A 23,059-nucleotide genomic window follows, 5' to 3' on the forward strand; every position below is an offset into this window, starting at 1 on the left:
TAGAACACCACCCCAGCTGCGGAACCCAGGCGATGGACTGTGCATGAAAGTGACGCTGCACGACAACTTCTACGTGTTCAGCGCGGCCGATCCGACGACGCAGCCCGGCGGCGACGTGAAACTCCGCTTCGACCAAGGTGAAGTTGACGCGTTCTTGTCCGGCATTCGCGGCTACGAGTTCGACCGCGCACGATTCATCGCCGCATGAGCTGTAGGGTCTCAGAACTCGTGGCGGAATCTCAGAATGAATGGCGGTGATATGGCGGATCCGCCATGATTTTGAGATTCCGCTCCCTCTGCTGGTTGGTTGGTGGATGATCTTCGCCGGTTGCCTTCCGCAGCAGGAGGATTCGAGTTGGCGAGCGCGGTGGTGTCGAAAGCATCCTGGTCTCAAGTGGCGGTTGCTGTCGATGCCAGGTATGCCAGCCTCCCGAGGGGCCTTAGGCCCAATGCCGCGCGGTTAAGGGGTGAGGTGGCCGGTCAAGTGGGTTTTGTTGGGGGGCTTGGTGTCGTGGAAGCAGGCAGCGGACTCCCGGTAGAGAGGGTTTGTCCTCGCAAGACAACCCTGGAAGCCGAGACTCCATGCGGTCGATGATCGCGCTGGGGTCGGTGGACACGTTCACGTCCACCTCGGCGCGCTGGGGCGCGTAGGCACCGACTATCTTGGCGCGCTCGGCAACGGTGCTCCTGATCTCCTTGGAGTACTGCAGCGCCATGTTGTCCTCAGCCAGCCTGTAGCGCCGTCAGGTATCGGGTGAAGTTGCTGCGCTGGAGAAGCCGCAGGGCGTTGTCGTGCTTGGCACGGGCCTGTTCAGTGGTCTCGGGCTGGGACCGGTCACCCAGCCGCTTCACTGCCTGGGATGCCGCCTGGCGGCTCCGGTAGCCCACTGGTCGGCGATCTCCTGCCATGTCGCGCCAGTCGCCGCCATGCGTTCGGCCTGTTCCGCGCGATGCCGGGCGTCAAGTCGGTTGGTCACGTAAACATCTTGTCAACGCACCGTGCCGAGGTGTCGCGCGCTCGTCGCCTTCATCGCCCCGCCACTTTCAGCAGGATCTTGCCGCCACGGAGGAGATGTTGCACCGCGTCCTGGATATGCTCGAGGGGGTACACGCCCGCCACGGGGACAACGAGGGCGCCGTCGGCCACCAGCGGTGCCGCCTCACGAATGACAGGCACCACCTTGTCGCGGTAGTCGAAGTCGCCGACAAAGAATCCGCGGACGGTGAGGTGCTTGCCGACCAGTGTCGAGGTGTCGACCCACATGGGTTCGTCCCTGGCCCAGGAATAGCTGACCAACCATCCACCGTCGGAAAGCAATTCGAGCAGCCGCGCCACCCCCGGACCACCGACGGCTTCCACTGCCAGCGCCACTCGCGCGTCGCCGATCACTGCTCGAACATCGCCGACCGCATCGGGGTCGTCGATGTGGACCACGTCGGCCCCGGCCTCTGTGAGCTCGGCGAACGTTGAGTCGTCACGGGCCAGGTTGATCGTCTTCAGTCCACGAAGTTTGGCTAGCCCGATCAATGACCGTCCCACACCGGAGTTCGCGGCGTTCTGAACCACCCAGTCACCGGGCTGCAGGGGGGTGCATTCACTGAGCATCAACCCTGCCGCCGGGGGGTTGCTGCCCAGCATCGAGTACTGCTCGATGTTGCCGCCGGCGGGGAGTGCGAACAGGCCGTCGGCGGGCACGACGAGCCGCTCACGCCACGCACCGGCATACAGGGGTAGCACGACCAGATCGCCGACTTGAAGTCCATCGACCTCGGCGCCAGCGGCAAGCACGCGGGCGACCCCCTCTGCGCCTGGTATGTGGGGCAGGGGTGGTCGCGCCAGCATGCCGGTGACAACCAGTAGGTCGTGTTTGTTCAACGGCGAGACCTCAACGCTCAACAGAACCTCATGCGGACCCGGTGGCGGCGGCTCCTCGATGTCGACGACGCGGAGCACCTGCGCGGGGTCGCCGAACTGTTCAATCTGGATGGCGCGCATATTAATTCCTCTCCATCGAAGGTGGGGGCCGCTGTGTGAGCGGCTGCCTGCCGAGGCTGCTAATCAGCGGCTCCTACCTCTAGTTGCATGGCTGCTCACGCAGCGAACCGTCGAAACCGGGTTATGTCGTGGTGACACCGGACCGATGACGAGCGGGCCGCGCCTGTCCGGCGTCGAGAACCACTCATCCGCAGAGGTGTTGTGCCGCAACCGATCTCAGAACAACAGCGGCGACGAAGCCGACAGCAAAGCCGCCCACCCACACTGGAGCCGACCGAGAGTTATGACGGTATGAGCACTATGACGATATGACGATATGACGGCCCTGACGCGCTCTTGGAGCATGGCGCTAGCAAACTCCGGCCACAGCCTCCGAGTCGCCGGTAAAAACGTCTCTACCAGTATATATAAGATGTGGTGGGCGGGCAGTGTAACGCGCCACGCCGGAGAAGGGCGATGTGCTGCTCAACCCGGATAATCAGGCCAGCGGTATGCCGCACCGGTTCCTCTGGACACCGGTGCGCAGCGGGCGCAGGACACAGCGCGCCGCCGCCGAAGACGACCGCAGCAGCCTTTCAAAAGGAGAGTCATGTCCTTTCCCAAGCTTCCCCAGTCGGAGACCGGTGAAGTGCTGTTGGTCTGTACGTGCTACGAGGACGGCACCGCACTGTGGGGCAAGCTACTTCACGAGATCGCGGCCCGCCGGGAAGGCGATGTGCTCGTCGTCGGGGGCAGCGGAGTGCGGTTGCGACCGATCGAGGACTGCGGGTGGCACTTCCTGCGCGGCGGAAACGTCCCGGCGCTTGTCGCGGACGGCGGCACGGTGCCGCTGGTCGTCGTCTTGGCGGACATTCCGGTGGTATACGGCGGGGACGGGCCGTTGCTGGTGGACCTGGCGGCGATACCCGGGCGCGGCGTCCGGGTCCCCTCGGCACGGCTCGGCGAGATCCTGGCCGACCTGCTGGGCGGCGCACTCACGTTCGACCACCTGGTGCGCAACATGGATGTGTGCGGCATGTACCAGGGGGACGGCGGTCGGCCGGCGTTCCCCGCGCCGACGGCGCTGCCGCACCGGCCCTTCCCGGCACTGCCCTCCACCGCTGGCGTACTGCTGGTCCGTACCTTCTTCGACGACGAGCAGGGCTGGCGCGCCCTGCTCGACGAGCTGGGTGGAGCCGACGAGGATGGCTGGGTCGGCGCAGACCTGGACCCGGACGAGATCGACGTGGAGCACTATCCGCTGACGACGTTGGTCGTCGACGACCGAGCTTTCGAGGGCCTGCTGCCGGGGCAGGTTCCGGCGCTGGTCCCGCCGCCCGAGGAGCACACCGAGGAGCACACCACGCTGGTCGTTCTCGCTGATGCCAGGACCTTTGCCGAGCCTGGCCGACCGCTGACCGCTGTCGACCTTTACGACACTCCGGGGCAGCCTGCCGTCCTTCCCTGCCGCATGGTCGGATCGCTCGCGTGCAACCTTGAGATCAGCAACATGGACTTTTACGAGTTCGTCGCCGTGGAGGACACGGAGCCGTGGTGGGAGGGCTCCTGAAAAAGTAGGCTGTGCTGCCCTCCTGCCGTGAGCATCGGACAGCAGGGGGCGACATCACCATCGCGCGCGGAACGCTGGCGTCGATGAGTCATGGAAACGGCCATTCACAAGTCCCACAAGGACGATTCGCTGACAAAGCACACCAGCCGAATAACCCCGACCAAGCCGAAGAAATGCCATCGAACTGAGATAAGCACCGCCCGCCACTGCGTGAGACAGTCCACGAACGGCCAGGTCAATCAACCGGCGGTTGCCACGAATTTTGAGACCCTACATGAGCTGTGTAGGGTCTCAAAAGAACTCGTGGCCTCGACGGCTGTCCTGTGACAGTCAATCTTGCTCTGTGCCAATGAATCTTGCTCGTCCGACTGGTTCTGCCACTACAGTTTGCTCGTTGTCTTGATCGTATCGGGCGGGATGGTGGCCGGTGGCCGATGCTGCTGTCGAGTGGGCGCAGACCTCTGCGGGGCTGGTTGAGCTGGACTTCGTCGACGCTGTCGGCGCCGAGCGGCGGTTGAGGCTGTCGTCGTGCGCGGGCGTGCGGTTCGAGGACGTGCGGCCGGTGCGCACGTTCCGCTGGTCGAGAGGGCTTGGACATTTCCCGGGCTGGTGGTGGACGTCGACCACCGCGCGCCACGTGGGTTTCGAGTCGTGGCTCGAGCGTGATCACGTCCGGGCGCTCGACTTCGACCGGTCGGTGATCGGCATTGCGTCGCAACCGTTTTGGCTGTGCTGGGAGGGCGAGCAAGGTCGTCGGCGGCATGCTCCGGACTACTTCGCCCGGAGAGTGGACGGGACCGGGCTGGTGGTCGACGTGCGCGCCGATGACCGGATCGAGGACAGCGACGCTGAAGCATTCGAGGTGACGGCGCAGGTGTGTTCGTTTCTGGGCTGGGAGTTTCGGCGGGCGGGAGAGATCGATCCGATCCTCAACGCCAACCTGCGCTGGCTGGCGCGCTACCGGCATCCGCGGTGCGCTGGCCGAGCCGAGGTCGTGGCGCGGTTGCGGAAGGTGTTCATGGAGCGATCGCCATTACTTGCGGGGGCTGAGGCGATCGGGGATCGAATCATGCTGCTACCGGCGCCGTTTCACCTGATGTGGCGCCACGAGCTGGTCGCCGATCTGACGCGGGAGCGGTTGGGCCCGGCAACGATGGTCCAGACCGCTGACGGGATCGGCGGGTATCGGTGAGCGGGGGACGTCGGCCGCGGCGGCCGGCTGGGTTGTCGATCGGTGACCGGGTGCGGCTGGCCGGTGTGGTGCACACGGTGATCGCGGTGTCTGGCACGGGGGTGCGGCTCGCGGACACCGACGGCATAGTCACCGATGTCGGCTCGGCCGAATTGGCGATGGCCGAAGGCTTCGAGGTGGTCCACGCGCCGTCACGACCACCGGTTCCGGCTTCGACGCGACTGGATGGCTTGCCGGAAGCGGTTGCGGCGGAAGCGTTGTGGTGGGAGTGCCACATTGTCGAGGTGTTGCGCGGAGTGCCGTCGCAGGCCCCGCCTGGGACCATGCCGAGGCCGGAATACGACCCGATGCGGGTGTCGCTGACCCGCCGTGAGCAGGCGAAAGCAAAGGAGCTGACCGCGGCCGGGAGGCCGGTGACCGCGAGCGCGATCGCAAAACGGCGGCGTCGCTACGAAATGCACGGAGTGGCCGGTATGGCCGATCGCCGCACCGGCAAACCCGCCACTCCGCACGGGCGGGTGGACCAGGCGGTGGTGGAGGCGATGCGGCAGGCGATCGAGGAGACCACACAGCAGTCCACGCGCACGGCCACCTACCTGTTCTGGCGCACGCAGCAGATCCTGGATGACATCCACGGTCCCGGCGTGGTGAAGTTGCCGTCGCGGCGCAGCCTCTACCGGCTGCTGGAGAAGCTGTCTGCGGGCAAGCACACCACCGGCTCGGCACGGACCCGCCGGTCGCTGGCCGACCGCCCGGACGGGCCGTTCGGCGGGACGGACGCGTGGGCGCCGGGTGAGGTGATGCAGATCGACTCGACCCCACTGGACGTGCTGGTGCGGTTGGACGACGGGGTCGTGGGCCGGGTCGATCTGACCGGCATGATCGATGTCGCGACGAGGACCGTGACCGCGGCGGTGCTGCGGCCCACCACCAAGTCGGTGGACGCGAGCGTGCTGCTGGCCCGGACCGTCACGCCCGAGCCGATGCGGCCCGGCTGGGCGCAAGCGTTGGCGATGGCACGCTCGGCACTGCCGTTCCAGCAGTTGCTCGACATCGACGCCCGGCTCGAACACGCCGCCGCCCGACCGGTTATCATCCCCGAGACGATCGTGGTTGATCAGGGAAAGGTGTTCATTTCCCGCAACTTTCGGGCCTCGTGCGCCTTTCTGGGGATCAATTTCCAGCCCGTCCACGACGCGTCGGGCTGGGAGAAGGGCCATATCGAGCGGATGCTGGGCTCGGTCGGCACCCTGTTCGCCCAGTTCGTCGCCGGTTACACCGGATTCAATGCCGAACGGCGAGGCCGGCACGTCGAGCAGCAGGCGGTGTGGTCGCTGCTGGAGTTGCAGGGCCTGCTGGACGAGTGGATCGTGGCGGCCTGGCAGAACCGGCCCATGACGGGCTACGCGATCCGGCGCACCCGCGACGGATGTTCAGCCCGAACGAGAAATACGCGGCCCTGGTCGAAACCGCCGGATATGTTCCAGTCGCATTGTCGGCCGACGACTACATCGAACTGCTTCCGGCGACCTGGCGGGCGATCAACTCCTACGGCGTGAGGATCAGTCACCGCACCTACGACGACAAGGCCCTCAATCCGTTGCGGCACCAGCGATCCGGAGTGACCGAACGCAGGGATCTCTGGGAGATCCACTACGACCCTACGACGTGTCCCGTATCTGGGTCCGCAACCACCACCACGATGACGGCGGCTGGATACCGGTGTTCTGGAAGCAGTTGCACCGGGTCGCCGCACCGTTCGGGGAAATGGCCTGGGACCACACCCGCCGCAGCCTGCCGGGAGCGACAGAGGAAGAACTAGCCGATGCGGTCGCCGACCTGCTGAAACGAGCACACTCCGGGCCCGCTGATGGTGATAGCGCGGGCTCGGCGAAACTGAGCCGACGAGACCACCGAGTCGCTGCCCGCACGAAGGCCAGCCCACCCGCCGCGCCGATACCCCCGCAGCCTGCTCCGGTCGACAGCAACATCGGCGATGACGAACCGGACCAGATCAGCGACCCCCGCCCGGACCGCATGGCCAAGGTAATCCCGCTGCCGATCTTCGACCCCTTCGCTGAAGCGGAGAAGAGATGGTGACCCACACCGGCCCCGGGCAGGCCGACGATCCTGACGGAGAGGACGGGCACCTGCAACTGACCACGCTGGAAGGCTGGCGTGGTTTCGTCACCGAAATACACACGGCCCCAAACCTCTTGCCCGCGATCGGACTTCGGCGGGGTTCGCGAAGTTCGGGTTGGAGCTGCACCCGGACAAGACGCGGCTTATCGAGTTCGGGCGGCACGCTGCCCGGCACCGACGGGCTCGTGGCGTCGGGAAACCCGAGACGTTCGATTTCCTGGGCTTCACGCACATGTGCGGGTTGACGAGGAAGGGGCGATTCTGGGTGAAGCGCAAGACCATCTCGAAACGGATGCGGACCAAGCTGTCGGAGGTCAATGTGGAACTCAAGCGACGCCGACATCAACAAGGGCACTGGCTGCGAAGCGTAGTGGCAGGCCACCTCGCCTATTACGCCGTGCCAGGTAACACCGACGCGGTCGCAACCTTCCGCACCCAGGTCGGGCGGCTTTGGTTCAAGGCGCTGCGGCGCCGAAGCCAGCGAACCCGACTCAACTGGGTCCGGATGGACCGCCTCACAAAACGATGGCTACCACCCGCTCGTGTGAAGCATCCATTTCCCGACACGCGGTTCGACGCCAGAACCCGAGGCAGGAGCCCAGTGCGGTAATTCCGCACGCTGGGATCTGTGCGGGGGGCCGCTAGCAACGGCGGTCCCTACCGCGATCATCGTGAGCTATATCGAGTTGCGGTACAACCAGATTCGGCAGGCGGATCAGCGGCGGCGCGGTATCGCGCGCTCCGCGTCGGCCACACGATAGCGAGACGAGGGCGTTCGTGGACATCGACTCGCTGCTGTTATCCCGGCGCTCTAGCTATTCAGCTGTCCCCCTGAGTGTTTGACGGGTGTCACCTGGTGTAGGGGCGGGATCTCGGTAGGGTGTTCGGGTGCCGGATTCGCCGACGTATGAGCAACTGTTGGAGCAGGTGGCTCGGTTGTCGGCGTTGGTCGAGGCGCAGGCGGATCGGATCGCGGAGTTGGAGCGGCGCCTTGACGCCGATTCGTCGAATTCCTCGCGTCCGCCGGGTTCGGACCCGGTGTGGGACAAGAAGCCTGCCAAGAAGCGGTCGTCGCGGTCGCGGTCGGGCCGTGGACCTGGCAAGCAGCCAGGTTCGCCGTCGACGTCGCGGTCGTTGTCGGATGATCCGGACCGGAAAATCGTTGTGCTCGAACCAGATTGCTGTCGAGGTTGCGCCGGGCCGCTCGACGCCGGCGACGAGGTTGCGCGCGAGCGCCGCCAGGTCGTTGACATCCCGCCGACTCCGGCCCCGGAAATCACCGAGTACCAACGTGTTTCGCGCCGATGCGGCTGCGGGACGATCACGGCCGCGGACTGGGACACCGCGGGAGAGCACGGTGGCGTGCTGGCCGGATCGGGGTCTCCCGTGCGGATAGGGCCGTTGGCCCTGTCCCGGGCAGCGTTGCTGACCTGCGGGCATTACCTGCCGGTCGGGCGGACCCGGCAGGTGTTCACGGCGTTGTGCGGCATGGATGTCTCGTCCGGGTTCCTGGCCGGGGTGCGTGGCCGGGCGGCGAAGTTGTTGCAAGACAGTTGGATCGACCGGATGCGGATATTGCTGGTGTCCGCGCCGGTTCTGCACGCCGACGAGACCACCGGCCGCGCCGCGGGAGCACTGTCGTATGTCCACGTCGCACCGAATACCTCACGTTGATGCATGTGGGTGGTCGTTCGGCGAAGGCGATCGACGCCGGGAAGGTGTTGCCGGGGTTCACCGGGGTGCTGGTCCGCGACGGCTACGCCGGTTACGCGCATCTGCCGGCGATCCACGCCTGGTGCGGCGCGCACCTGTTGAGAGACCTGCGCTCGATCAACGACGCCGACCCCGACGGACAGGTCTGGGCCGCCGCGATGGCCGATGTCCTGCTCGATGCCCACCGCGCCGCGACCGCGGTCCGCGACGGCGGCGGCACCGCGCTGGCTCCCGAGGCGCTCGCGGCGCTACGCAACCACTACCTCGGCGCGCTGGCCCACGGCCGCGACGAAAACCTAGACCGGACAACCACATTGGCCACAGACGCCCGCGCGCTCATCAACAGGTTCGCCCGGTTCGAGGACATGATCCTCCGGTTCGCGACCGACCTGACCGTCCCGTTCACCAACAATGAAGCCGAAAGAACGCTGCGGCCAGTGAAAATACAGCAACGAACCTCCGGCGGAGCGTGGCGAACACTGCAAGGACTCACCGACTTCGCCGTCGTTTGCTCCTACCTCGACACCGCCACCAAATGGGGGCCGAGACAAACTCGACGTCCTCACCCAACTCTTCACGACCGGCCCCTGGCTTCCGCCTGCCCTCACTCCTGTTCATGCCGCGTACGCGGCATGAACAGGGGAAATGCGCCCAGCTGAATAGCTACGAATGCACTATCCGAGACACCTTAGCTGAACGGTTTTGAGGTTAAAAGGTAGCGCGGTCAGTCTCTAAACAGCGCCCCGGAGATCCTGCCGCCGCAATTCACTCGCTCGTCTCTGAAGCAAATCGTTCAACATCGGGACCGGCGACGTGGGACACAGTGCCAGCCGCTTATCCAGCGCGTCATTCCACACGTCGGTTAGGTCGCGGATCAGCTTGTCGATCATGACCTGCGTGATCTCGGTGTAGGTCGCCTGCACTGACGGGTCGCTGTGGCCTATTCGTGCATCGATTAGCTTCTTCGGTGTGTCCAGCTCGACAAGGTTCGTGCGGTGAGATCGTCGATTCCCATGCGGTGTCATGCCTTCCGCGATGGGCTCCCACACACCATCGGCACGAGCGCTCGCGTCGCGTCCCCGAACTGGCACGCCAGGGAATGTGCCGGTCGAAATGGGCACTGGACGCGCCGGGGCCTTTCCAGACTTCGGGTAGACACCGGAGACCGCTGGCATGAACAGCGACGCGCGAAAGCGTCCCCTCCGGTAGTGGTCAACAACCCCGCGTTCTGCCCACGCCACGTAGCCAAGTTCAGCGGCGGCGTCACGCACGCGCTGTCGAGTCATTTCCGCCACCTGACCGTCGGGTCGCATGGCGTTAGAGACTGTGCTCAGCGAGATGCCCAGGTGTTGTGCGATTGCCTCCGAGGTCACATCGCCCTTTCGGACCATTCGCTTGCCGTGGCCCCGGAACACGTATGTCCGGCCGTGGCAGGCGCAGGGCCTCGGCTGAGTGCGGGCGATGAAGTCGACCAGGATGTGCCACAGGAATTCTGGTAGGTGCACCTTCCGTGTCCGCCCTCCCTTCGGCCTGCGACGAATCCATCGACCGTTCACCTCGACCAGCTGCCACTGGACATCGATGAGTCTGTCGCGCACGAATTCGACTTCCAGGCCCCGCAGTTCGCTGAAGCGCATCCCGGTGTAGAACTTCACGAGTTCGAACACCAGCTCATCCTCACGCCCAGCCAGCAAAGCCATTCGCTCCGCGATCATCAGCGCGCCGAATCCGTCGGTGATCACCTTCGCAGGAGCGTTGTCCTTTTCCTCCCACCGACGCTGACCGCGGCCGCGCTTGCGTTTGGCGGGGTTGCTCGTGATCTTCTGTTCATCCAAAGCATCTTCGAGGATCACGTGCAGCAGTGCATGGTAGGAGCGGATGCTATCAGGGGCATATCCCGCGTCGCGCAGCTTCCTCTCCCATCCGGTGATATTTCCCTGTTTGATGCTCCTTAAGCCCATGTGACCGAAGGCGGGCAGCAGATGACATCGGATATGGGACTCGTACTTCGCCATCGTGGTTTCGGCCAGGTCCTGCTCGTCCAGCCATTCATTCACGAAGTCTTCGAAGGATTGGACGTCAGGATCGTTCGGCTGGGTCGGATGTGCGGCGGGAACGGCTACCTTCGACTGGATCTCGAATTCGATCTCGGCGCGGTCGGCCGCCTCTTTGGCTGATTCTGGCGTCCAGTACCGAACTGGCTTGCCGTTGGCGTCGAGGATCGGTTTGTACTTGCCGTTTTCGGCCTTATATCGGGCCTCCCAAAAGAGCCCGTCCTTCTTCGTTTCTCGCTTGTTCGCATACCCCATGTCAGGCGGCCTTATCGGAGTCGCATGGGGTAGTCCGGGCAGAAGGCGAAGTCACGGCAGACCTCCGAGGCGTCGTGCGCTAGGTGGAGCGCGATGCGGAGATTGGGTCAAGGATGGCGGCACAGGAATCCGAGTTTCGGATGATTGCCGGTGTCGCGCCGATCTAGACCCTCGACGCGGCTGAGGTGAGACGCACCATCAGCGCAGAATCTGCTTGGACAGAATGCCATCAGATCTGCTCAGCCGCAACAGCTTCGACTCATGCGCCTGACACGAATGCTTCACCGAGGGCAGTCACGATGCTGTCGACATGTGCGACACGAAGCGACGACGGACGCGACACGCCGATGTTCTTCGACGGATTCGTAGATGGTTTGCTAGCCGTTGTCCAGTTGCCCAAGCATCAACCTCGGACCGGTCGCCGAGGACGGAGAACTCCCCCGATTTCCCCCAAAAATCGATCTTGGCGGATGACGGCACCGCCGCCCTCCGGCACGTGCCACTGGCGTCCGATCCCTCCGGCACGAATGATGCAGGTAGACGACGATTTCAGTCATTCAACCTAACAGTGTGCGACGAACTTCTCCTCGTGCGGGACGACTTCCTTTTCGAAGAACGTCTTGGCCAGGTCCCGTACCGCCTCGACCTCATCATCACTCCACGCGGCGCGTGCCATCGTCCGATCCTTTGCTCGCCTCGGGCCCGCCTCGGCGCGGGCCCGTCGTCATCAGATTCCATCACTATTGGCATGATGTCAACAAAGGGTCACGCGGCGAGCTCAGTAACCTTTCGCCGGACGGGTCGGGTCCGCCTGCTGGACTTTTACCTGCAGGTCATGGCCGTCGGCAGAGACGCCATAGCGCTTGTACACGTCTTCCATGCTGGCAGCGACATTTGCTACCGGATCGGTGATGTTGCTGGAGGTTCCGTTGACATGGTTCGACTGGAAGGTTCTTGGAATGGTCTGAGTGAGGCCCTGGGAGGGATGTCCGGCGGCAGCATTGCTGGCCGATCTCGTGCGCCAGGCCGATGGTCGCAGGCACTACCCTTGGCCGACGCGCTACCGGAGACCGCCAAACCCGTCCTAGCTACCTGCATCGGCGAGCCCGCGACCAACTGCTCTGCGCGGTTCTGGCCGCCGCCACGCGGCTCGGCGTGGATACCGCCGTTGAACGGGTTCCGTCGCCGGTACGTCTTCTGTGATGGAACACGACCAGGGACCCGGTTCGACCCCTGAGACCACCCGCGCAGACCTGCGGGGGCGTCGATGCGACAATGGACGCGTCAACCGCCCCAGTTCACAAAGGATAAACCCGCATTCCGATGGCCGAGAACACCGTGTCGACGTTGCCCGATACCCAGGCCATCAACCCGGCCGAGCTGGCAATCTGCCTGCGCGTGCTCGACAAGGCGGGGCAACTGGACAAGGACGATCCCGATTCGATCGCGGTGCAGCGCGCCGTCGGGCACATGTTCAAGAAGCTCAAGCTGCGCAGGCGCAGCGAAGCCAAGAACGCGGTAGCGGAGGCGGATCGTGCGGTCGTCGCGGCGACGGCGACCGGATCGCCGAACCGGATCGATGACGAGACCGCAGGCATCCCGCTCACCTCGAACGCGGCGGGCGCCAGCGCGGGCACGCTGATCCGGCCGCGCCCCTGCTACATGTGCAAGCAGCGCTATACCCGGGTCGACGCCTTCTACCACCAGCTGTGCCCGGAATGCGCCGCGAACAGCCACACCAAGCGCCACGCCCGCACCGATCTCACCGGTCGCCGCGCCCTGCTGACCGGCGGTCGCGCCAAGATCGGCATGTACATCGCGCTGCGGCTGCTGCGCGACGGCGCGCACACCACCATCACCACGCGCTTCCCCAACGACGCCATCCGCCGCTTCGCTGCCATGGACGACAGCGCCGACTGGCTGCAGCGGCTGCGCGTCGTCGGCATCGACCTGCGCGACCCGGCCCAGGTGGTCGCCCTCGCCGACGATGTCGCCGCACAGGGTCCCCTCGACATCCTCATCAACAATGCGGCGCAGACCGTGCGCCGCTCCCCCGGCGCCTACAGCGCGCTGGTCGATGCCGAATCCGGTCCGCTGCCCGCGGGCGTGCTACCTGACGTGGTGACCTTCGGCAAAACCACGCAGGCACACCCCACCGCGCTGACCGCCTCGCTCGCCCCGAGCCTGACCGCCGCGGATATCGCGGAACTGGCGCTCGTCGCGGGATCGGCTACGCCGGAACGTATTTCGCGGGGCGTAGCGATCGACGCGGGCGGGTTGGTGCCGGATCTGGCGCATACCAACAGCTGGGTGCAGACCGTCGCCGAGGTGGATCCGACCGAACTCCTGGAAGTGCAACTCTGCAATTCAGTCGCGCCGTTCATTCTCGTCTCCCGACTGCGCCCGACCATGTCCGCGGCAGCCGCCCGGCGCAAGTACGTGGTGAACGTATCCGCCATGGAGGGCCAGTTCTCCCGCGCCTACAAAGGCCCGGGTCACCCGCATACCAACATGGCCAAGGCCGCGCTGAACATGCTGACCCGCACCAGCGCCCGGGAAATGCTCGAGGAAGACGGGATCCTGATGACCGCCGTCGACACCGGCTGGATCACTGACGAACGCCCGCACTACACCAAACTCCGCCTGGCCGAAGAGGGTTTCCACGCGCCGCTGGACCTGGTCGACGGCGCCGCCCGCGTCTACGACCCGATCGTCCAGGGTGAAAACGGCACCGACCTGTTCGGCTGCTTCCTCAAGGACTACCAACCGTCTCCTTGGTGACGCCGTCGCGTCCTTCGATCGAACGGTCGAGACCATCACGCGCATTGAGCAGGGTCGACTCCACTGAGGTCCCTGTCACCGCGTGCGCCGCATGCGATCCCCGCCCTTAACTTGGGGTTCTACGCTTGAAGCGTGCTCTACCGGCTGCTGGCCGACGTCATCGCCGCCGTACATTTCGCGTTCGTGGGCTATGTGGTGGTCGGCGGATTTATCGCGTGGCGTTGGCCGCGCACCATCTGGCTGCATTTGCTCGCGTTCGGCTGGGGATTCAGCACGGTCCTGTTCGGAATCGACTGTCCGCTGACCTATGTGGAGAACTGGGCGCGGCACCGGGCAGGCGTGGCCGGGCTCCCGCCGAGCGGGTTCATCGACCACTACCTGACCGGGGTCATCTACCCCGAGAGTGCGCTGGGGTTGGTGCGGGTGCTGGTTGCGGTGTGTGTCGCGGTGTCGTGGCTGGGGTTGGTGTGGTTGTCGCGACGGCGGGCCGCCGCGGCGCAGCTGTCACGTCAGTGACTTGTGCCGCGCCAGGTTCTGTGTGATGAAGTCGGCGACCTCGGCAACCTTCTCGTCGAGATAGAAATGCCCACCGGGGAACACCGCACGCTCGAAGTGTCCGGTGGTGTGGTCGCGCCATTCGTCGGCTTGTTCCGTGGTCACCGTGGGATCCTCGGTGCTCACGAGTGCGGCGATATCGCCTGCCAGCAGGTCACCCGGCTGATAGCGGTAGGTCTCCACGGCCTGGTAGTCGCTGCGGACCGCGGGCAGAACCAACTCCGCGAGGCTCGGTTCATCACGCAGGACCCGAACCGATGCCGGATCGTTCGCCAGCCGCTCCAGATCGCCGATCAACTCGTGGTCCGACGCGAGGTGCAGGCGCCGGGATTCCACGAAAGGCGGTGCGGGACGGCCGGAAACGAACAGTGTCGTCACCGGCTGCCCGGCGCGCTCGAGGCGTCGCGCCGTTTCGAACGCCACAGTTGCGCCCATGCTGTGGCCGAACAGCGACAGCCGCTCGATCGGCCTCTGGCGCAATACCTCCTCGGCAATCCGATCGGTGAGGGAGTCCATCTCCCCGATCGCGGGCTCGCCGAGTCGATCCTGCCTGCCCGGATACTGCACGGCGGCAACGGCAATCCCGGCACCGAGTTTCGCGGCCAGCGCGCGATACGCGATGACCGATCCGCCTCCCGGCGGCAGACAAATCAGTTGATGGCGTGCCGCAGCATCGGACCGCAGCATCCGCAACCACGGTGTGGCTTCGATAGCTCTGCCCACGCAGACCTCCTTGCTGTTTGGGAACAGCTGTTTGGGAAACTACCTTCCCTCATCGCAGGGAGCGCGCATCCATTACCCCGCCGCCCGAGCCGGCGCCGATCGGTCCCGATCCAGTTCGGCCCACACGATTTTCCGCCCGTGCCGGTGGGACACGCCCCAACGCGTCGCGAGATGCTCGATCGCCCTACGGCAGTGGGCACGGATTGTGCTTCGACCTGAATTCGGAACTCGCGTCGTCCGCGGTCGCCCGTTTGGCCCCGCCACCGGCAGGGCAGGGCTGGAACATCCAACTTGCGTCGAATGATCCCATAGAGCAAGGCTGCTCCAGCGTTCTGTCCTGGATGACCGTGGAATGGCAGGAATTCATCCCGGATTGCCCATCGGCGCAACACCTTTGCAGCCATTGCGGCGTCCAGGTGCTCGATCTGACCCGGGTGCCGCGGTTGCGACACATTACCGCCGAGGCGGTGCCGGATAAGGACTGACCGATCAGGCGCCCGAGTCCTTGGCCACGGCCGCGATCGCCTTGGCGATCTTCGCGCCATCCGGCAGGTTCGCTCCGCGGGTGATCATCCACAGCACGCCGAGACCCTGGGTGAGCACGAACCACATCTCGGCGATCGCGTCCGCCGTGCTCTGCTCCAGTTCCGGATGTGCTTCGCGCAGCTCTCGACCGAGGTCGGTATAGGCGGAGGTCAAGCTGTCGGTCATGAACGTCTGGGATTCCGGCGCGCGGGCCACCCGCACCAGGTTCTCCAAGCTGGCCAGCATGCCTTCTCGGTTCGCCTCGAACACCTCGTGCATGCCATCCCACATCTGGGCGAACGCCTGCAACAGCGGTTTGCCGCTCGACTCGCGGATCAGCGCGTCCATGCTGTCCCCGATGCCGGTGCCGAGCGCCTCCGCCAGCGCCTCGGTGATCAGCCGTTCCTTGGAGCCGAAGTGGTAGCCGATGGCGGCCAGGCTCACCCCGGCGGCCGTCGCGATATCCCGGGCGGTGGTCTTCGCGACACCGCGTTCCATGATGGCCTTACGCGCTCCCGCCAGCAGATCTTCTCGGTTTCCCATACCCTCACAGTACAACGTCTCAGACATTCGTACTAGACACCCGTTCCACACTATGTTAGACATATGTCTAAGACATTAGTCCTTCAGATGGGAACCAGTCATGAGCACCACCAACACCCTCCACGTCCTGGTCAGCGGCGGCGGCATCGCGGGCAACGCCGTGGCGCTGCAGCTGCTGCGCGCGGGTATTCGGACCACGATCGTCGAACGCGCGGCCGAGCCCCGCCCCGGCGGCCAGGCCGTCGACCTGCGTGGCCCCAGCCGCGAGGCGGCCGAGCAGATGGGGCTGATGCCGGGTATTCGCAAGTATCAGCTCGACGAGCGCGGTATGGCCTACGTCGACGACCAGGGACGCGAGTTCGCGCGGATGCCCGCGGAGATGTTCGACGGCAAAGGCCCGGTCGCCGAGATCGAGATCACCCGCGGCGATTTCAACCAGGTGTTACTCACCGAACTCGCCAGAACCGGAGGCGAACTCGACTACCGCTACAGCGAGTGGATCGAGGGCCTGCAACAGGACGACACGGGCGTCGAGGTCACCTTCGCCTCCGGCGCCATCGAACGATTCGATCTCGTCATCGGCGCCGACGGCGTGCACTCGGCGACCCGGCGGCTGGCATTCGGCCCAGAGGAGCAGTTCGTGACCTACCTCGGCGGCTACATGTCCTTCTTCACCATCCCCACCCCGGCCGGGTCCGAGCCGGGGTGGTTCAAGATGCACACCGTGCCCAGCGCCGCGGTCGGGATCCGTCCCGATTCCGACCCGGCAACGTCGAAGGCGATCATCACGCTGCGCACCGACGCCGACCCCGCACTGCGTCGCGATGTCGCCGCGCAACAGCGGATCATCCACGACATGCTCGCGGAAGCTAGCTGGGAGGCCCCCGCGGTGCTGGCCGCGATGAGCACGACGCCGGACTTCTACTTCGACGAGCTGGCGCGCGTCGACATGCCGACGCTGGCGGCAGGCCGGGTCACCCTGCTCGGTGACGCCGGGTTCTCCGGCTCCCCCCTGACCGGCATGGGCACAGCGATGGCTATCCTGGGCGCCTATGTCCTCGCGGGCGAAATCGCCACTACCCCAGACGATCTCGCCAGCGCGCTGGCGCGCTACGAGGCGATCGTCACCCCGTTCCTCGCCAAGGCCAAGGAGCTGCCAGGCGGCGGCATCAAGATGATGCTGCCGACCTCGCGCCTCGGTACCCGGATGGCCCACACCACCATGAAACTGATGACCTCGCGACTGCTGCGACCGGTGATGGCGAAGATGTTGACCGACACCGACAATTACAAGCTGCCCTCGTACTGAACCTCCGGCCGGGCGGCCCGGTGGCCCTCGCTACGCTCGACAGATGCGCCAGCAGATCATCATGGACGTCGATACCGGGATCGATGATTCTCTCGCGCTGGTCTATCTGTTGGCCTCCCCGGAGGCCGACATCGTGGGGATCGCAGCCACCGCGGGCAATGTGCCCGCACCACGGGTGGCGGCGAATAACCTCGCATGGCTGGATGTGTGCCGGGCGCCCGACATCGAGGTCGCGCTCGGCGCCGCGGAGCCACTGGCAATCCCACTGCGCACTACCGAGGACACGCACGGTCCGCAGGGCGTCGGATACGCGGAGCTGCCGGAATCCACACGGCCGCTCTCCCCTCGTTCGGCCGCCCAGATGTGGGTCGATCTGGTGCGCGAGCGGCCGGGACAGATCGTCGGGCTCTGCACCGGGCCGCTGACCAATCTCGCGCTCGCCCTGCGGTTGGAGCCTGCGCTGCCGCGACTGCTGCAACGGCTGGTCATCATGGGTGGCGCCTTCAACCATCCCGGCAACACCACGCCGACCAACGAATGGAACGTGCACGTCGATCCGGAGGCGGCCAAGGAGGTCTTCGACGCCTTCTCCGCGGCACCGCCGGACCGGCGGCCGATCGTGTGCGCGCTCGATATCACCGAGACCATCGAGATGCACCCGAAACACCTTGCGCTGCTGGCCCGGCGCGCGGGCAGCCTGCCCGTCGAGATGGTGTCGGAAGCCGATTCGGCGGATGCCAGATCCGTGGCCGGCAACCCCATCGTCCGGTATCTGACCGATGCGGTGCGGTTCTACTTCGACTTCCACCGCCTTTACGACCAGGGTTACCTCGCGCACATGCACGACCCGTTCGCCGCGGCGGTCGCACTCGACCCCACACTGGCGCGCACCCGGCCCGCGACGGTCGATGTCGAACTGGTCGGCACGCTGACCCGGGCCACCACGGTCGCCGACTGGGCGGGCATGTGGGGCCGAGAACCCAATGCCGACATCGTGATCGGCACGGATCCGGCCGCGTTCTTCGATCGAATGATCACCAGGGTCGCCGAATTCGCCAGGGCCGTGTACCCGCCCACGACACCGAAGGACGCGTGAATGATCGACGACAACACCTACCTCGCCGATTTTCGCACGCGGTTGGACCTACCCGGAATCATCGACGTGCACACGCATTTCATGCCGGACCAGGTGATGGCCAAGGTGTGGGCGTATTTCGATTCCGCGGGTCCGCTCGTCGGCAAGTCCTGGCCGATCGCCTACCGCGACGACGAGCAGGTTCGGCTGAAGACGTTGCGCGGCTTCGGTGTTCGCGCCTTCACCTCGCTGGTGTATCCGCACAAGCCGGATATGGCGGCGTGGCTCAACGAATGGACCGCCGAGTTCGCCGAACGCACGCCGGACTGCCTGCACACCGCCACGTTCTACCCGGAGCACCACGCCGTGAGCTATGTCGAGGCGGCGATCGAGCGCAGTGTCCGAGTTTTCAAGGTGCACATCCAGGTCGGCGGCTTCCACCCCCGTAACCCGCTGCTCGATCCGGTGTGGGGCATGATCGAGGACGCGCGGATTCCGGTGCTAATCCACTGCGGGTCCGGCCCGGCGCCCGGCGAATACACCGGACCGGAACCCATGGCGGCACTGCTACAACGCTTTCCACGCCTGCAACTGATCGTCGCGCACATGGGCACCCCGGAGTATTCCGAATTCCTCGATCTGGCAGAGGATTACGACGGGATACGCCTGGACACCACCATGGTGTGGACCGATTTCAGCGAGGCCGACGCGCCCTTCCCCGCAGCCGAGCGCGGCAGGCTGCGCGATTTCGGTGACCGAATCCTCTTCGGCAGCGATTTCCCGAATATCCCGTATTCCTACGCGCATTCGATCCACGCGCTGGAACAGCTCGATCTCGGCGATGCCTGGCTGCGGCAGGTCTGCTATCGAAACGCGGCCCGGCTCTTCGAGATCGACTGACGGCGGGTTGTCAGGCCGAGGCGACGGTAAACCTGACAGCACATCGTGATAGAAGCAGCGGACGACGTCACTCAGAGGCATGAGCGATCTCTCCGTCAAGATCTGCGGTCTGCGGACCGAGCGGGACGTGGACACGGCGGTGGCTGCCGGAGCCGACGCGATCGGCTTCGTCTTCGCGGCCAGCCCACGCACAGTCGACGCCGCGACCGCCCGCCATCTCGCGCAGCGTGTGCCCGCGCACGTGCACACTGTCGGCGTCTTCCGCGGCCAGTCCGTGACCCTGGTCCGGCAACTGACACAGGAGAGCGGCATCCGCGCCGTCCAACTACACGGCAACGAGGGCCCGGAGTACTACCAGGCCCTGCGCGCACCGGCCCGAACCTTGATCCGCGCCATCGCCGCCACCGAAATCCCGGCCCACTGTGGCGAATTGGGCGAGGACCTGGTGCTGCTCGACGCCCCCGCCCCGGGCTCGGGCAAACCATGGAACTGGGCTTCTCCCGAGTTCACCCCTCCCACGGGCCGCTGGCTCCTGGCTGGCGGCCTACACCCGGACAACGTCCACCACGCCGCCGAGGTCACCGGCGCGTGGGGTGTGGACGTCTCCAGCGGGGTGGAGAGCGAGCGCGGTGTGAAGTCCCCGAGCTTGATCCGCGCCTTCATCGAGGCGGCGCGCGGGTAGCAGGGCTCGGTCGCGGCCGTCGGCGGTCAGGAGACTGCCAGGATGGCGATGGTCAGGCGGGTGGCGTAGTCGACGACTTCGTCGCGGGAGATTTCGGTATTGCCGCCGAGCCAGTCGAGGAACAGGGCGACCAGCGCGCCGGAGATCGCGGTGACCGGCAGAGGGATTCGGTCGGGTCCGGCCCTGAAGCGGGCGGCGGCTTCCGGTGTCAGCTGCGCGGCGGCGAGCAGGACGAAGGTGGGTAGCATGGTGGAGCCGTGGGCACGGAGGGTGTCGTCGGCCAGGGTTTCGCGGAACATGATCCGGCCGCGGCGCGGGTCGTCTTCGAAGTACTCGGCCGCGGCGTCGAAAACGGCACGGATGCGGCCTGTTTCGTCTGTGGGCGCGTCGAGCAACCGGGCGCTGACTGCCGCTAGGAGTTGCTGGGCCACCTGGTCGTAGACCTCGACGAGCAGAGTTTCGCGGTCAGGAAAGTTCTCGTAGAAATAGCGCAGGCTCAGGCCCGCGTGCCGACAGACCGCCCGCATGGTGGTTGCGACCGCGCCCTCGGCGCCGAGCAGTTCGTATCCGGCGTGCAGGAGCTGATCGCGTCGTTCGGCCGAGCGGCTGGCCATGGTGCTGCCGCGCCAGGTGTTGGCCGACGTATCCGTCTCCGCACTCACGGCGTCGATGATGTCATGCGACCTCCGTCGGGGTCGGCGGGCGGGCTCGTTGCGCGCGCTGTTCCAATCGACGCAGCAGGGCGTGCGCGTGCTTGTCGGTGCTGAGGTAGCGGTCGACGGCGACGTTGATCGCCCCGCGCAGCAGGGCATACGGCTCCCAGGCCCGTGGCGCGACGGTACGCGGGGCGCGGTGCGCGATACCGTCGGCGATGGTTGGCGGCGTGGGCGGTGCTGATGCGCTGGTTGAGCGGCCACGGCAGCATGGTGTCGGCCTCGCGGCCGAATTCGTCGTCGTCGAGAGTGCGGTGGGTCATGGCGGTGTCGACGATGCCGAAATAGGCCACGCCCGCGCTGGCGCCGGACGCGGCGAGCTCGAGACGCAGTGCGCGGCCGAGTTGTTCGACGCCCGCCTTGCTGATCATGTACGGCGAACCGCCCATGCCCGGTGCGAATGCGGCGCAAGACGATACGACGACCACGTGGCCGTGAGTGGCGACGATGTCGTCGAGTGCCGGGCGGATGGTGTTGAACACGCCGGTCAAGTTCACGCCGATGACCCGGTCGAAGTCGGTGGGGTCCATGGTGCGCAGCGTCGCGGGCGCCGGGGTGATGCCCGCGTTGGCGATCACAGTGTCGATCCGGCCGAAATGCGCACGGACCTCGGCGATGGCGTCGTTCATGCCGTCGCGGTCGGCGACATCGGCGGCCACCGCGAACGTGCGCGGGCCCAGTTGTGTTGCCGCGGTATGGACTTTCGTCTCGTCGAGATCGAGCATCGCCACCACCGCACCGCGCCGGTGCAGGATCCGAGCCAGCTCGAGGCCGATGCCCTGTCCGGCTCCGGTGATCACCGCCACCTTGTCTCGCACCTCGAAGGTGCTGCCGGTCGCGAGCAGGCCGGTCAGGGTCCCCGCTATGTTCATCGCGCCTCGCTCACGAGATAGTTGTCCTGGTCGAACCGTTTTGTGCGGCGGGCATATTCGAAGCTCCAGTTCGGATACAGCCCGGCATTCATTCGCCCGTCGGCGGTTTGGTAGTAGCTGCGGCAGCCGCCGGTCACCCAGACGGTGTCGCGGCTGCGTTCTTCCATCTCTCGCAAGAACTCGCGCTGCACCTCCGGACGCACTTCGACGCGTCGAACACCGTTGTCCCGCATCATTTTCAACGCGTCGACGATGTAGTGGATCTGCGCCTCGATCATGTAGATCGCCGACTGGTTCCCCGCCGCACCGAACGGCCCGAGCGTGGTGAAGAAGTTCGGGAACCCGGTCACGGTGGTGCCGAGATAGCTTTGCGGACGTTCCTGATACAGCTCCGCCATGCTGCGGCCGTGGAGGCCGCGGACGCGTTCGAATACCTGCGGCGGCACACCGAATCCGGTGCCCCAGATGATGGTGTCCACCGTGTGTTCGACGCCGTCGTCGGTGACGATCGAGCGAGGCCGCACCTCGATGATGCCACCGGTCACCACCTCGACGTTGGGCTGGGTGAGGGCCGGGTAATAGGCATCGGAGAAGATGGCGCGCTTGCAGCCGATCATGTAGTCCGGGGTCAGCGTCCTACGTAGCCGCGGGTCGCGGACCTGCCGCCGCAGCTGCCAGCGGCCCAACGCCTCGTATGGGTGACGGAAGCGCTTGTCCACGAACCCGACCAGCCCGAAGCCTTCGATCCCGGTGAAGTATGCGCCGCGAATGGCTTTGCCCAGCAACGGCATCCGCCGCAATAGGGCGCGTTCGAGGCCGGTGGTTGCCCAGTCCATCCGTGGCACGATCCACGGCGCGGACCGTTGGAACACGGTCAATGTGTCGACCAGCGGGTGGATTTCGGGGATGAACTGCACCGCAGAAGCACCGGTGCCGATCACCGCGACCCGCTCGCCGGTCAGGTCGTGATCGTGATCCCAATGCAGGGAGTGGAATTGGGTGCCGGTGAAATTCTCGATTCCCGGTAGCCGCGGGATCTGTGCCTCGCTGAACGGGCCGATCGCCGAGACGAGCACGTCGGCGGTCAACTGCCCCTCAGATGTTCGGATCTGCCAGCGTTCATCGGTGTCGTCCCAGGTCGCTTCCTGTACCTCGGAGTCGTAACGAATGTGTTGGGGCACATCGAACTTCTTGGCGACGCCGCGCAGATAGTCGAGGATCTCCGGCTGGGTGCCGTACCGGCGCGACCAGTCCGGATTCGGGGCGAACGAATACGAATACAGCATCGAGGGCACGTCGCACGCGCACCCCGGATAGGTGTTCGCCCGCCATGTACCACCCAGGTCGGTACTGCGTTCGAGGATCACGAAATCCTCGAATCCGGCCTCCCGCAACCTGACTGCCATCCCGATGCCCGCGAACCCGGCGCCGATCACCACGACCGCGGCATGCTCAGGATGCTGTCTATTGTTCTGCATCG

19 protein-coding genes and 2 pseudogenes are annotated in these 23,059 nt (G+C 65.7%); 13 read left to right on the forward strand and 8 right to left on the reverse strand.

Going from position 1 to position 23,059, the window contains the following annotated elements:
• Nucleotides 1-43 precede the first annotated feature (43 nt).
• Nucleotides 44-208, forward strand: coding sequence for a hypothetical protein (locus tag ACV7NQ_RS45110; RefSeq protein ID WP_463365076.1), 165 nt, complete (start codon nucleotides 44-46; stop codon nucleotides 206-208).
• A 640-nt stretch (nucleotides 209-848) separates the two neighbouring features.
• Here ACV7NQ_RS45110 and ACV7NQ_RS45115 read toward each other — a convergent pair.
• Nucleotides 849-977, reverse strand: coding sequence for a hypothetical protein (locus ACV7NQ_RS45115; RefSeq protein WP_463365077.1), 129 nt, complete (start codon nucleotides 975-977; stop codon nucleotides 849-851).
• A gap of 50 nt (nucleotides 978-1,027) precedes the next feature.
• Nucleotides 1,028-1,996, reverse strand: a complete 969-nt coding sequence (locus ACV7NQ_RS45120; RefSeq protein ID WP_463365078.1) for a zinc-dependent alcohol dehydrogenase family protein — start codon at nucleotides 1,994-1,996, stop codon at nucleotides 1,028-1,030.
• A 589-nt stretch (nucleotides 1,997-2,585) separates the two neighbouring features.
• Between ACV7NQ_RS45120 and ACV7NQ_RS45125 the strand changes: the two genes are divergently transcribed.
• The 5 genes and pseudogenes from ACV7NQ_RS45125 to ACV7NQ_RS45145 all read left to right on the forward strand — a co-directional run bounded on the left by ACV7NQ_RS45125 (nucleotide 2,586) and on the right by ACV7NQ_RS45145 (nucleotide 9,251).
• Entirely contained in the window at nucleotides 2,586-3,545 is a 960-nt protein-coding gene (locus ACV7NQ_RS45125; RefSeq protein WP_463365079.1) for a DUF6924 domain-containing protein, read from the forward strand.
• Nucleotides 3,546-3,972: 427 nt separating this feature from the next.
• The gene (locus tag ACV7NQ_RS45130) at nucleotides 3,973-4,737 is read left to right on the forward strand and encodes a TnsA-like heteromeric transposase endonuclease subunit (protein ID WP_463365080.1); all 765 of its coding nucleotides are present in this window, start codon (nucleotides 3,973-3,975) and stop codon (nucleotides 4,735-4,737) included.
• A gap of 158 nt (nucleotides 4,738-4,895) precedes the next feature.
• Nucleotides 4,896-6,837 (forward strand): annotated as a pseudogene (locus ACV7NQ_RS45135) (transposase).
• Nucleotides 6,838-7,767: 930 nt separating this feature from the next.
• Complete coding sequence (locus ACV7NQ_RS45140; RefSeq protein ID WP_463365081.1) at nucleotides 7,768-8,553, forward strand: IS66 family transposase; 786 nt, start codon at nucleotides 7,768-7,770, stop codon at nucleotides 8,551-8,553.
• Between the two features lie 5 nt (nucleotides 8,554-8,558).
• Nucleotides 8,559-9,251, forward strand: a complete 693-nt coding sequence (locus ACV7NQ_RS45145; RefSeq protein WP_463365082.1) for an IS66 family transposase — start codon at nucleotides 8,559-8,561, stop codon at nucleotides 9,249-9,251.
• 72 nt (nucleotides 9,252-9,323) lie between these two features.
• On the opposite strand, the gene ACV7NQ_RS45150 is transcribed toward ACV7NQ_RS45145, so the two are convergent.
• Nucleotides 9,324-10,901, reverse strand: coding sequence for a tyrosine-type recombinase/integrase (locus ACV7NQ_RS45150; protein ID WP_463365083.1), 1,578 nt, complete (start codon nucleotides 10,899-10,901; stop codon nucleotides 9,324-9,326).
• Nucleotides 10,902-12,224: 1,323 nt separating this feature from the next.
• Between ACV7NQ_RS45150 and ACV7NQ_RS45155 the strand changes: the two genes are divergently transcribed.
• Together ACV7NQ_RS45155 and ACV7NQ_RS45160 are read left to right on the forward strand one after the other, a co-directional pair.
• The gene (locus ACV7NQ_RS45155; protein ID WP_463365084.1) at nucleotides 12,225-13,682 is read left to right on the forward strand and encodes an SDR family NAD(P)-dependent oxidoreductase; all 1,458 of its coding nucleotides are present in this window, start codon (nucleotides 12,225-12,227) and stop codon (nucleotides 13,680-13,682) included.
• 132 nt (nucleotides 13,683-13,814) lie between these two features.
• The gene (locus tag ACV7NQ_RS45160; RefSeq protein WP_463365085.1) at nucleotides 13,815-14,198 is read left to right on the forward strand and encodes a DUF2784 domain-containing protein; all 384 of its coding nucleotides are present in this window, start codon (nucleotides 13,815-13,817) and stop codon (nucleotides 14,196-14,198) included.
• On the opposite strand, the gene ACV7NQ_RS45165 is transcribed toward ACV7NQ_RS45160, so the two are convergent.
• Nucleotides 14,187-14,960 carry a thioesterase II family protein gene (locus tag ACV7NQ_RS45165; protein WP_463365086.1) on the reverse strand — a complete coding sequence of 258 codons (774 nt, stop codon included), beginning with the start codon at nucleotides 14,958-14,960 and terminating at the stop codon, nucleotides 14,187-14,189. The genes ACV7NQ_RS45160 and ACV7NQ_RS45165 overlap by 12 nt on opposite strands.
• A gap of 341 nt (nucleotides 14,961-15,301) precedes the next feature.
• Here ACV7NQ_RS45165 and ACV7NQ_RS45170 point away from each other — a divergent pair, with 341 nt between their 5' ends.
• Nucleotides 15,302-15,445, forward strand: a complete 144-nt coding sequence (locus ACV7NQ_RS45170; RefSeq protein WP_463365087.1) for a hypothetical protein — start codon at nucleotides 15,302-15,304, stop codon at nucleotides 15,443-15,445.
• 4 nt (nucleotides 15,446-15,449) lie between these two features.
• Here ACV7NQ_RS45170 and ACV7NQ_RS45175 read toward each other — a convergent pair whose 3' ends face one another.
• Nucleotides 15,450-16,028 (reverse strand): TetR/AcrR family transcriptional regulator, encoded by a 579-nt coding sequence (locus ACV7NQ_RS45175; RefSeq protein WP_463365088.1) that lies wholly within the window; start codon nucleotides 16,026-16,028, stop codon nucleotides 15,450-15,452.
• Between the two features lie 100 nt (nucleotides 16,029-16,128).
• Between ACV7NQ_RS45175 and ACV7NQ_RS45180 the strand changes: the two genes are divergently transcribed.
• From ACV7NQ_RS45180 to ACV7NQ_RS45195, 4 genes are all read left to right on the forward strand, one after another.
• A complete protein-coding gene (locus ACV7NQ_RS45180) occupies nucleotides 16,129-17,337 on the forward strand; it encodes an FAD-dependent monooxygenase (RefSeq protein ID WP_463365089.1) in 1,209 nt (402 codons plus the stop codon).
• 43 nt (nucleotides 17,338-17,380) lie between these two features.
• Complete coding sequence (locus ACV7NQ_RS45185) at nucleotides 17,381-18,433, forward strand: nucleoside hydrolase (protein ID WP_463365090.1); 1,053 nt, start codon at nucleotides 17,381-17,383, stop codon at nucleotides 18,431-18,433.
• Nucleotides 18,434-19,312 carry an amidohydrolase family protein gene (locus tag ACV7NQ_RS45190; protein WP_463365091.1) on the forward strand — a complete coding sequence of 293 codons (879 nt, stop codon included), beginning with the start codon at nucleotides 18,434-18,436 and terminating at the stop codon, nucleotides 19,310-19,312. It begins immediately after the preceding gene.
• A 79-nt stretch (nucleotides 19,313-19,391) separates the two neighbouring features.
• Nucleotides 19,392-19,994 carry a phosphoribosylanthranilate isomerase gene (locus ACV7NQ_RS45195; RefSeq protein ID WP_463365092.1) on the forward strand — a complete coding sequence of 201 codons (603 nt, stop codon included), beginning with the start codon at nucleotides 19,392-19,394 and terminating at the stop codon, nucleotides 19,992-19,994.
• Nucleotides 19,995-20,020: 26 nt separating this feature from the next.
• Here the strand turns inward: ACV7NQ_RS45195 and ACV7NQ_RS45200 are convergent, their stop codons facing one another.
• The 3 genes and pseudogenes from ACV7NQ_RS45200 to ACV7NQ_RS45210 all read right to left on the reverse strand — a co-directional run bounded on the left by ACV7NQ_RS45200 (nucleotide 20,021) and on the right by ACV7NQ_RS45210 (nucleotide 23,057).
• The gene (locus ACV7NQ_RS45200) at nucleotides 20,021-20,656 is read right to left on the reverse strand and encodes a TetR/AcrR family transcriptional regulator (RefSeq protein ID WP_463365093.1); all 636 of its coding nucleotides are present in this window, start codon (nucleotides 20,654-20,656) and stop codon (nucleotides 20,021-20,023) included.
• A 13-nt stretch (nucleotides 20,657-20,669) separates the two neighbouring features.
• Nucleotides 20,670-21,579, reverse strand: a pseudogene (locus ACV7NQ_RS45205) (short-chain dehydrogenase/reductase).
• On the reverse strand, nucleotides 21,576-23,057 hold the full coding sequence (locus tag ACV7NQ_RS45210) for a flavin-containing monooxygenase (RefSeq protein WP_463365094.1): 1,482 nt from the start codon (nucleotides 23,055-23,057) through the stop codon (nucleotides 21,576-21,578). Before ACV7NQ_RS45210 ends, ACV7NQ_RS45205 begins: the two are co-directional and overlap by 4 nt.
• Nucleotides 23,058-23,059 lie beyond the last annotated feature (2 nt).

This window comes from Nocardia sp. Tas62D01 (assembly GCF_055232035.1).

What these genes read in the sequence shown, in the direction of transcription:
- ACV7NQ_RS45110 (WP_463365076.1), top strand. Translation starts at nt 44, where the DNA reads ATGAAAGTGACGCTGCACGACAACTTCTACGTGTTCAGCGCGGCCGAT.
- ACV7NQ_RS45120 (WP_463365078.1), bottom strand. Translation starts at nt 1,996, where the DNA reads ATGCGCGCCATCCAGATTGAACAGTTCGGCGACCCCGCGCAGGTGCTC.
- ACV7NQ_RS45125 (WP_463365079.1), top strand. Translation starts at nt 2,586, where the DNA reads ATGTCCTTTCCCAAGCTTCCCCAGTCGGAGACCGGTGAAGTGCTGTTG.
- ACV7NQ_RS45150 (WP_463365083.1), bottom strand. Translation starts at nt 10,901, where the DNA reads ATGGGGTATGCGAACAAGCGAGAAACGAAGAAGGACGGGCTCTTTTGG.
- ACV7NQ_RS45155 (WP_463365084.1), top strand. Translation starts at nt 12,225, where the DNA reads ATGGCCGAGAACACCGTGTCGACGTTGCCCGATACCCAGGCCATCAAC.
- ACV7NQ_RS45170 (WP_463365087.1), top strand. Translation starts at nt 15,302, where the DNA reads ATGACCGTGGAATGGCAGGAATTCATCCCGGATTGCCCATCGGCGCAA.
- ACV7NQ_RS45175 (WP_463365088.1), bottom strand. Translation starts at nt 16,028, where the DNA reads ATGGGAAACCGAGAAGATCTGCTGGCGGGAGCGCGTAAGGCCATCATG.
- ACV7NQ_RS45180 (WP_463365089.1), top strand. Translation starts at nt 16,129, where the DNA reads ATGAGCACCACCAACACCCTCCACGTCCTGGTCAGCGGCGGCGGCATC.
- ACV7NQ_RS45185 (WP_463365090.1), top strand. Translation starts at nt 17,381, where the DNA reads ATGCGCCAGCAGATCATCATGGACGTCGATACCGGGATCGATGATTCT.
- ACV7NQ_RS45190 (WP_463365091.1), top strand. Translation starts at nt 18,434, where the DNA reads ATGATCGACGACAACACCTACCTCGCCGATTTTCGCACGCGGTTGGAC.
- ACV7NQ_RS45195 (WP_463365092.1), top strand. Translation starts at nt 19,392, where the DNA reads ATGAGCGATCTCTCCGTCAAGATCTGCGGTCTGCGGACCGAGCGGGAC.
- ACV7NQ_RS45210 (WP_463365094.1), bottom strand. Translation starts at nt 23,057, where the DNA reads ATGCAGAACAATAGACAGCATCCTGAGCATGCCGCGGTCGTGGTGATC.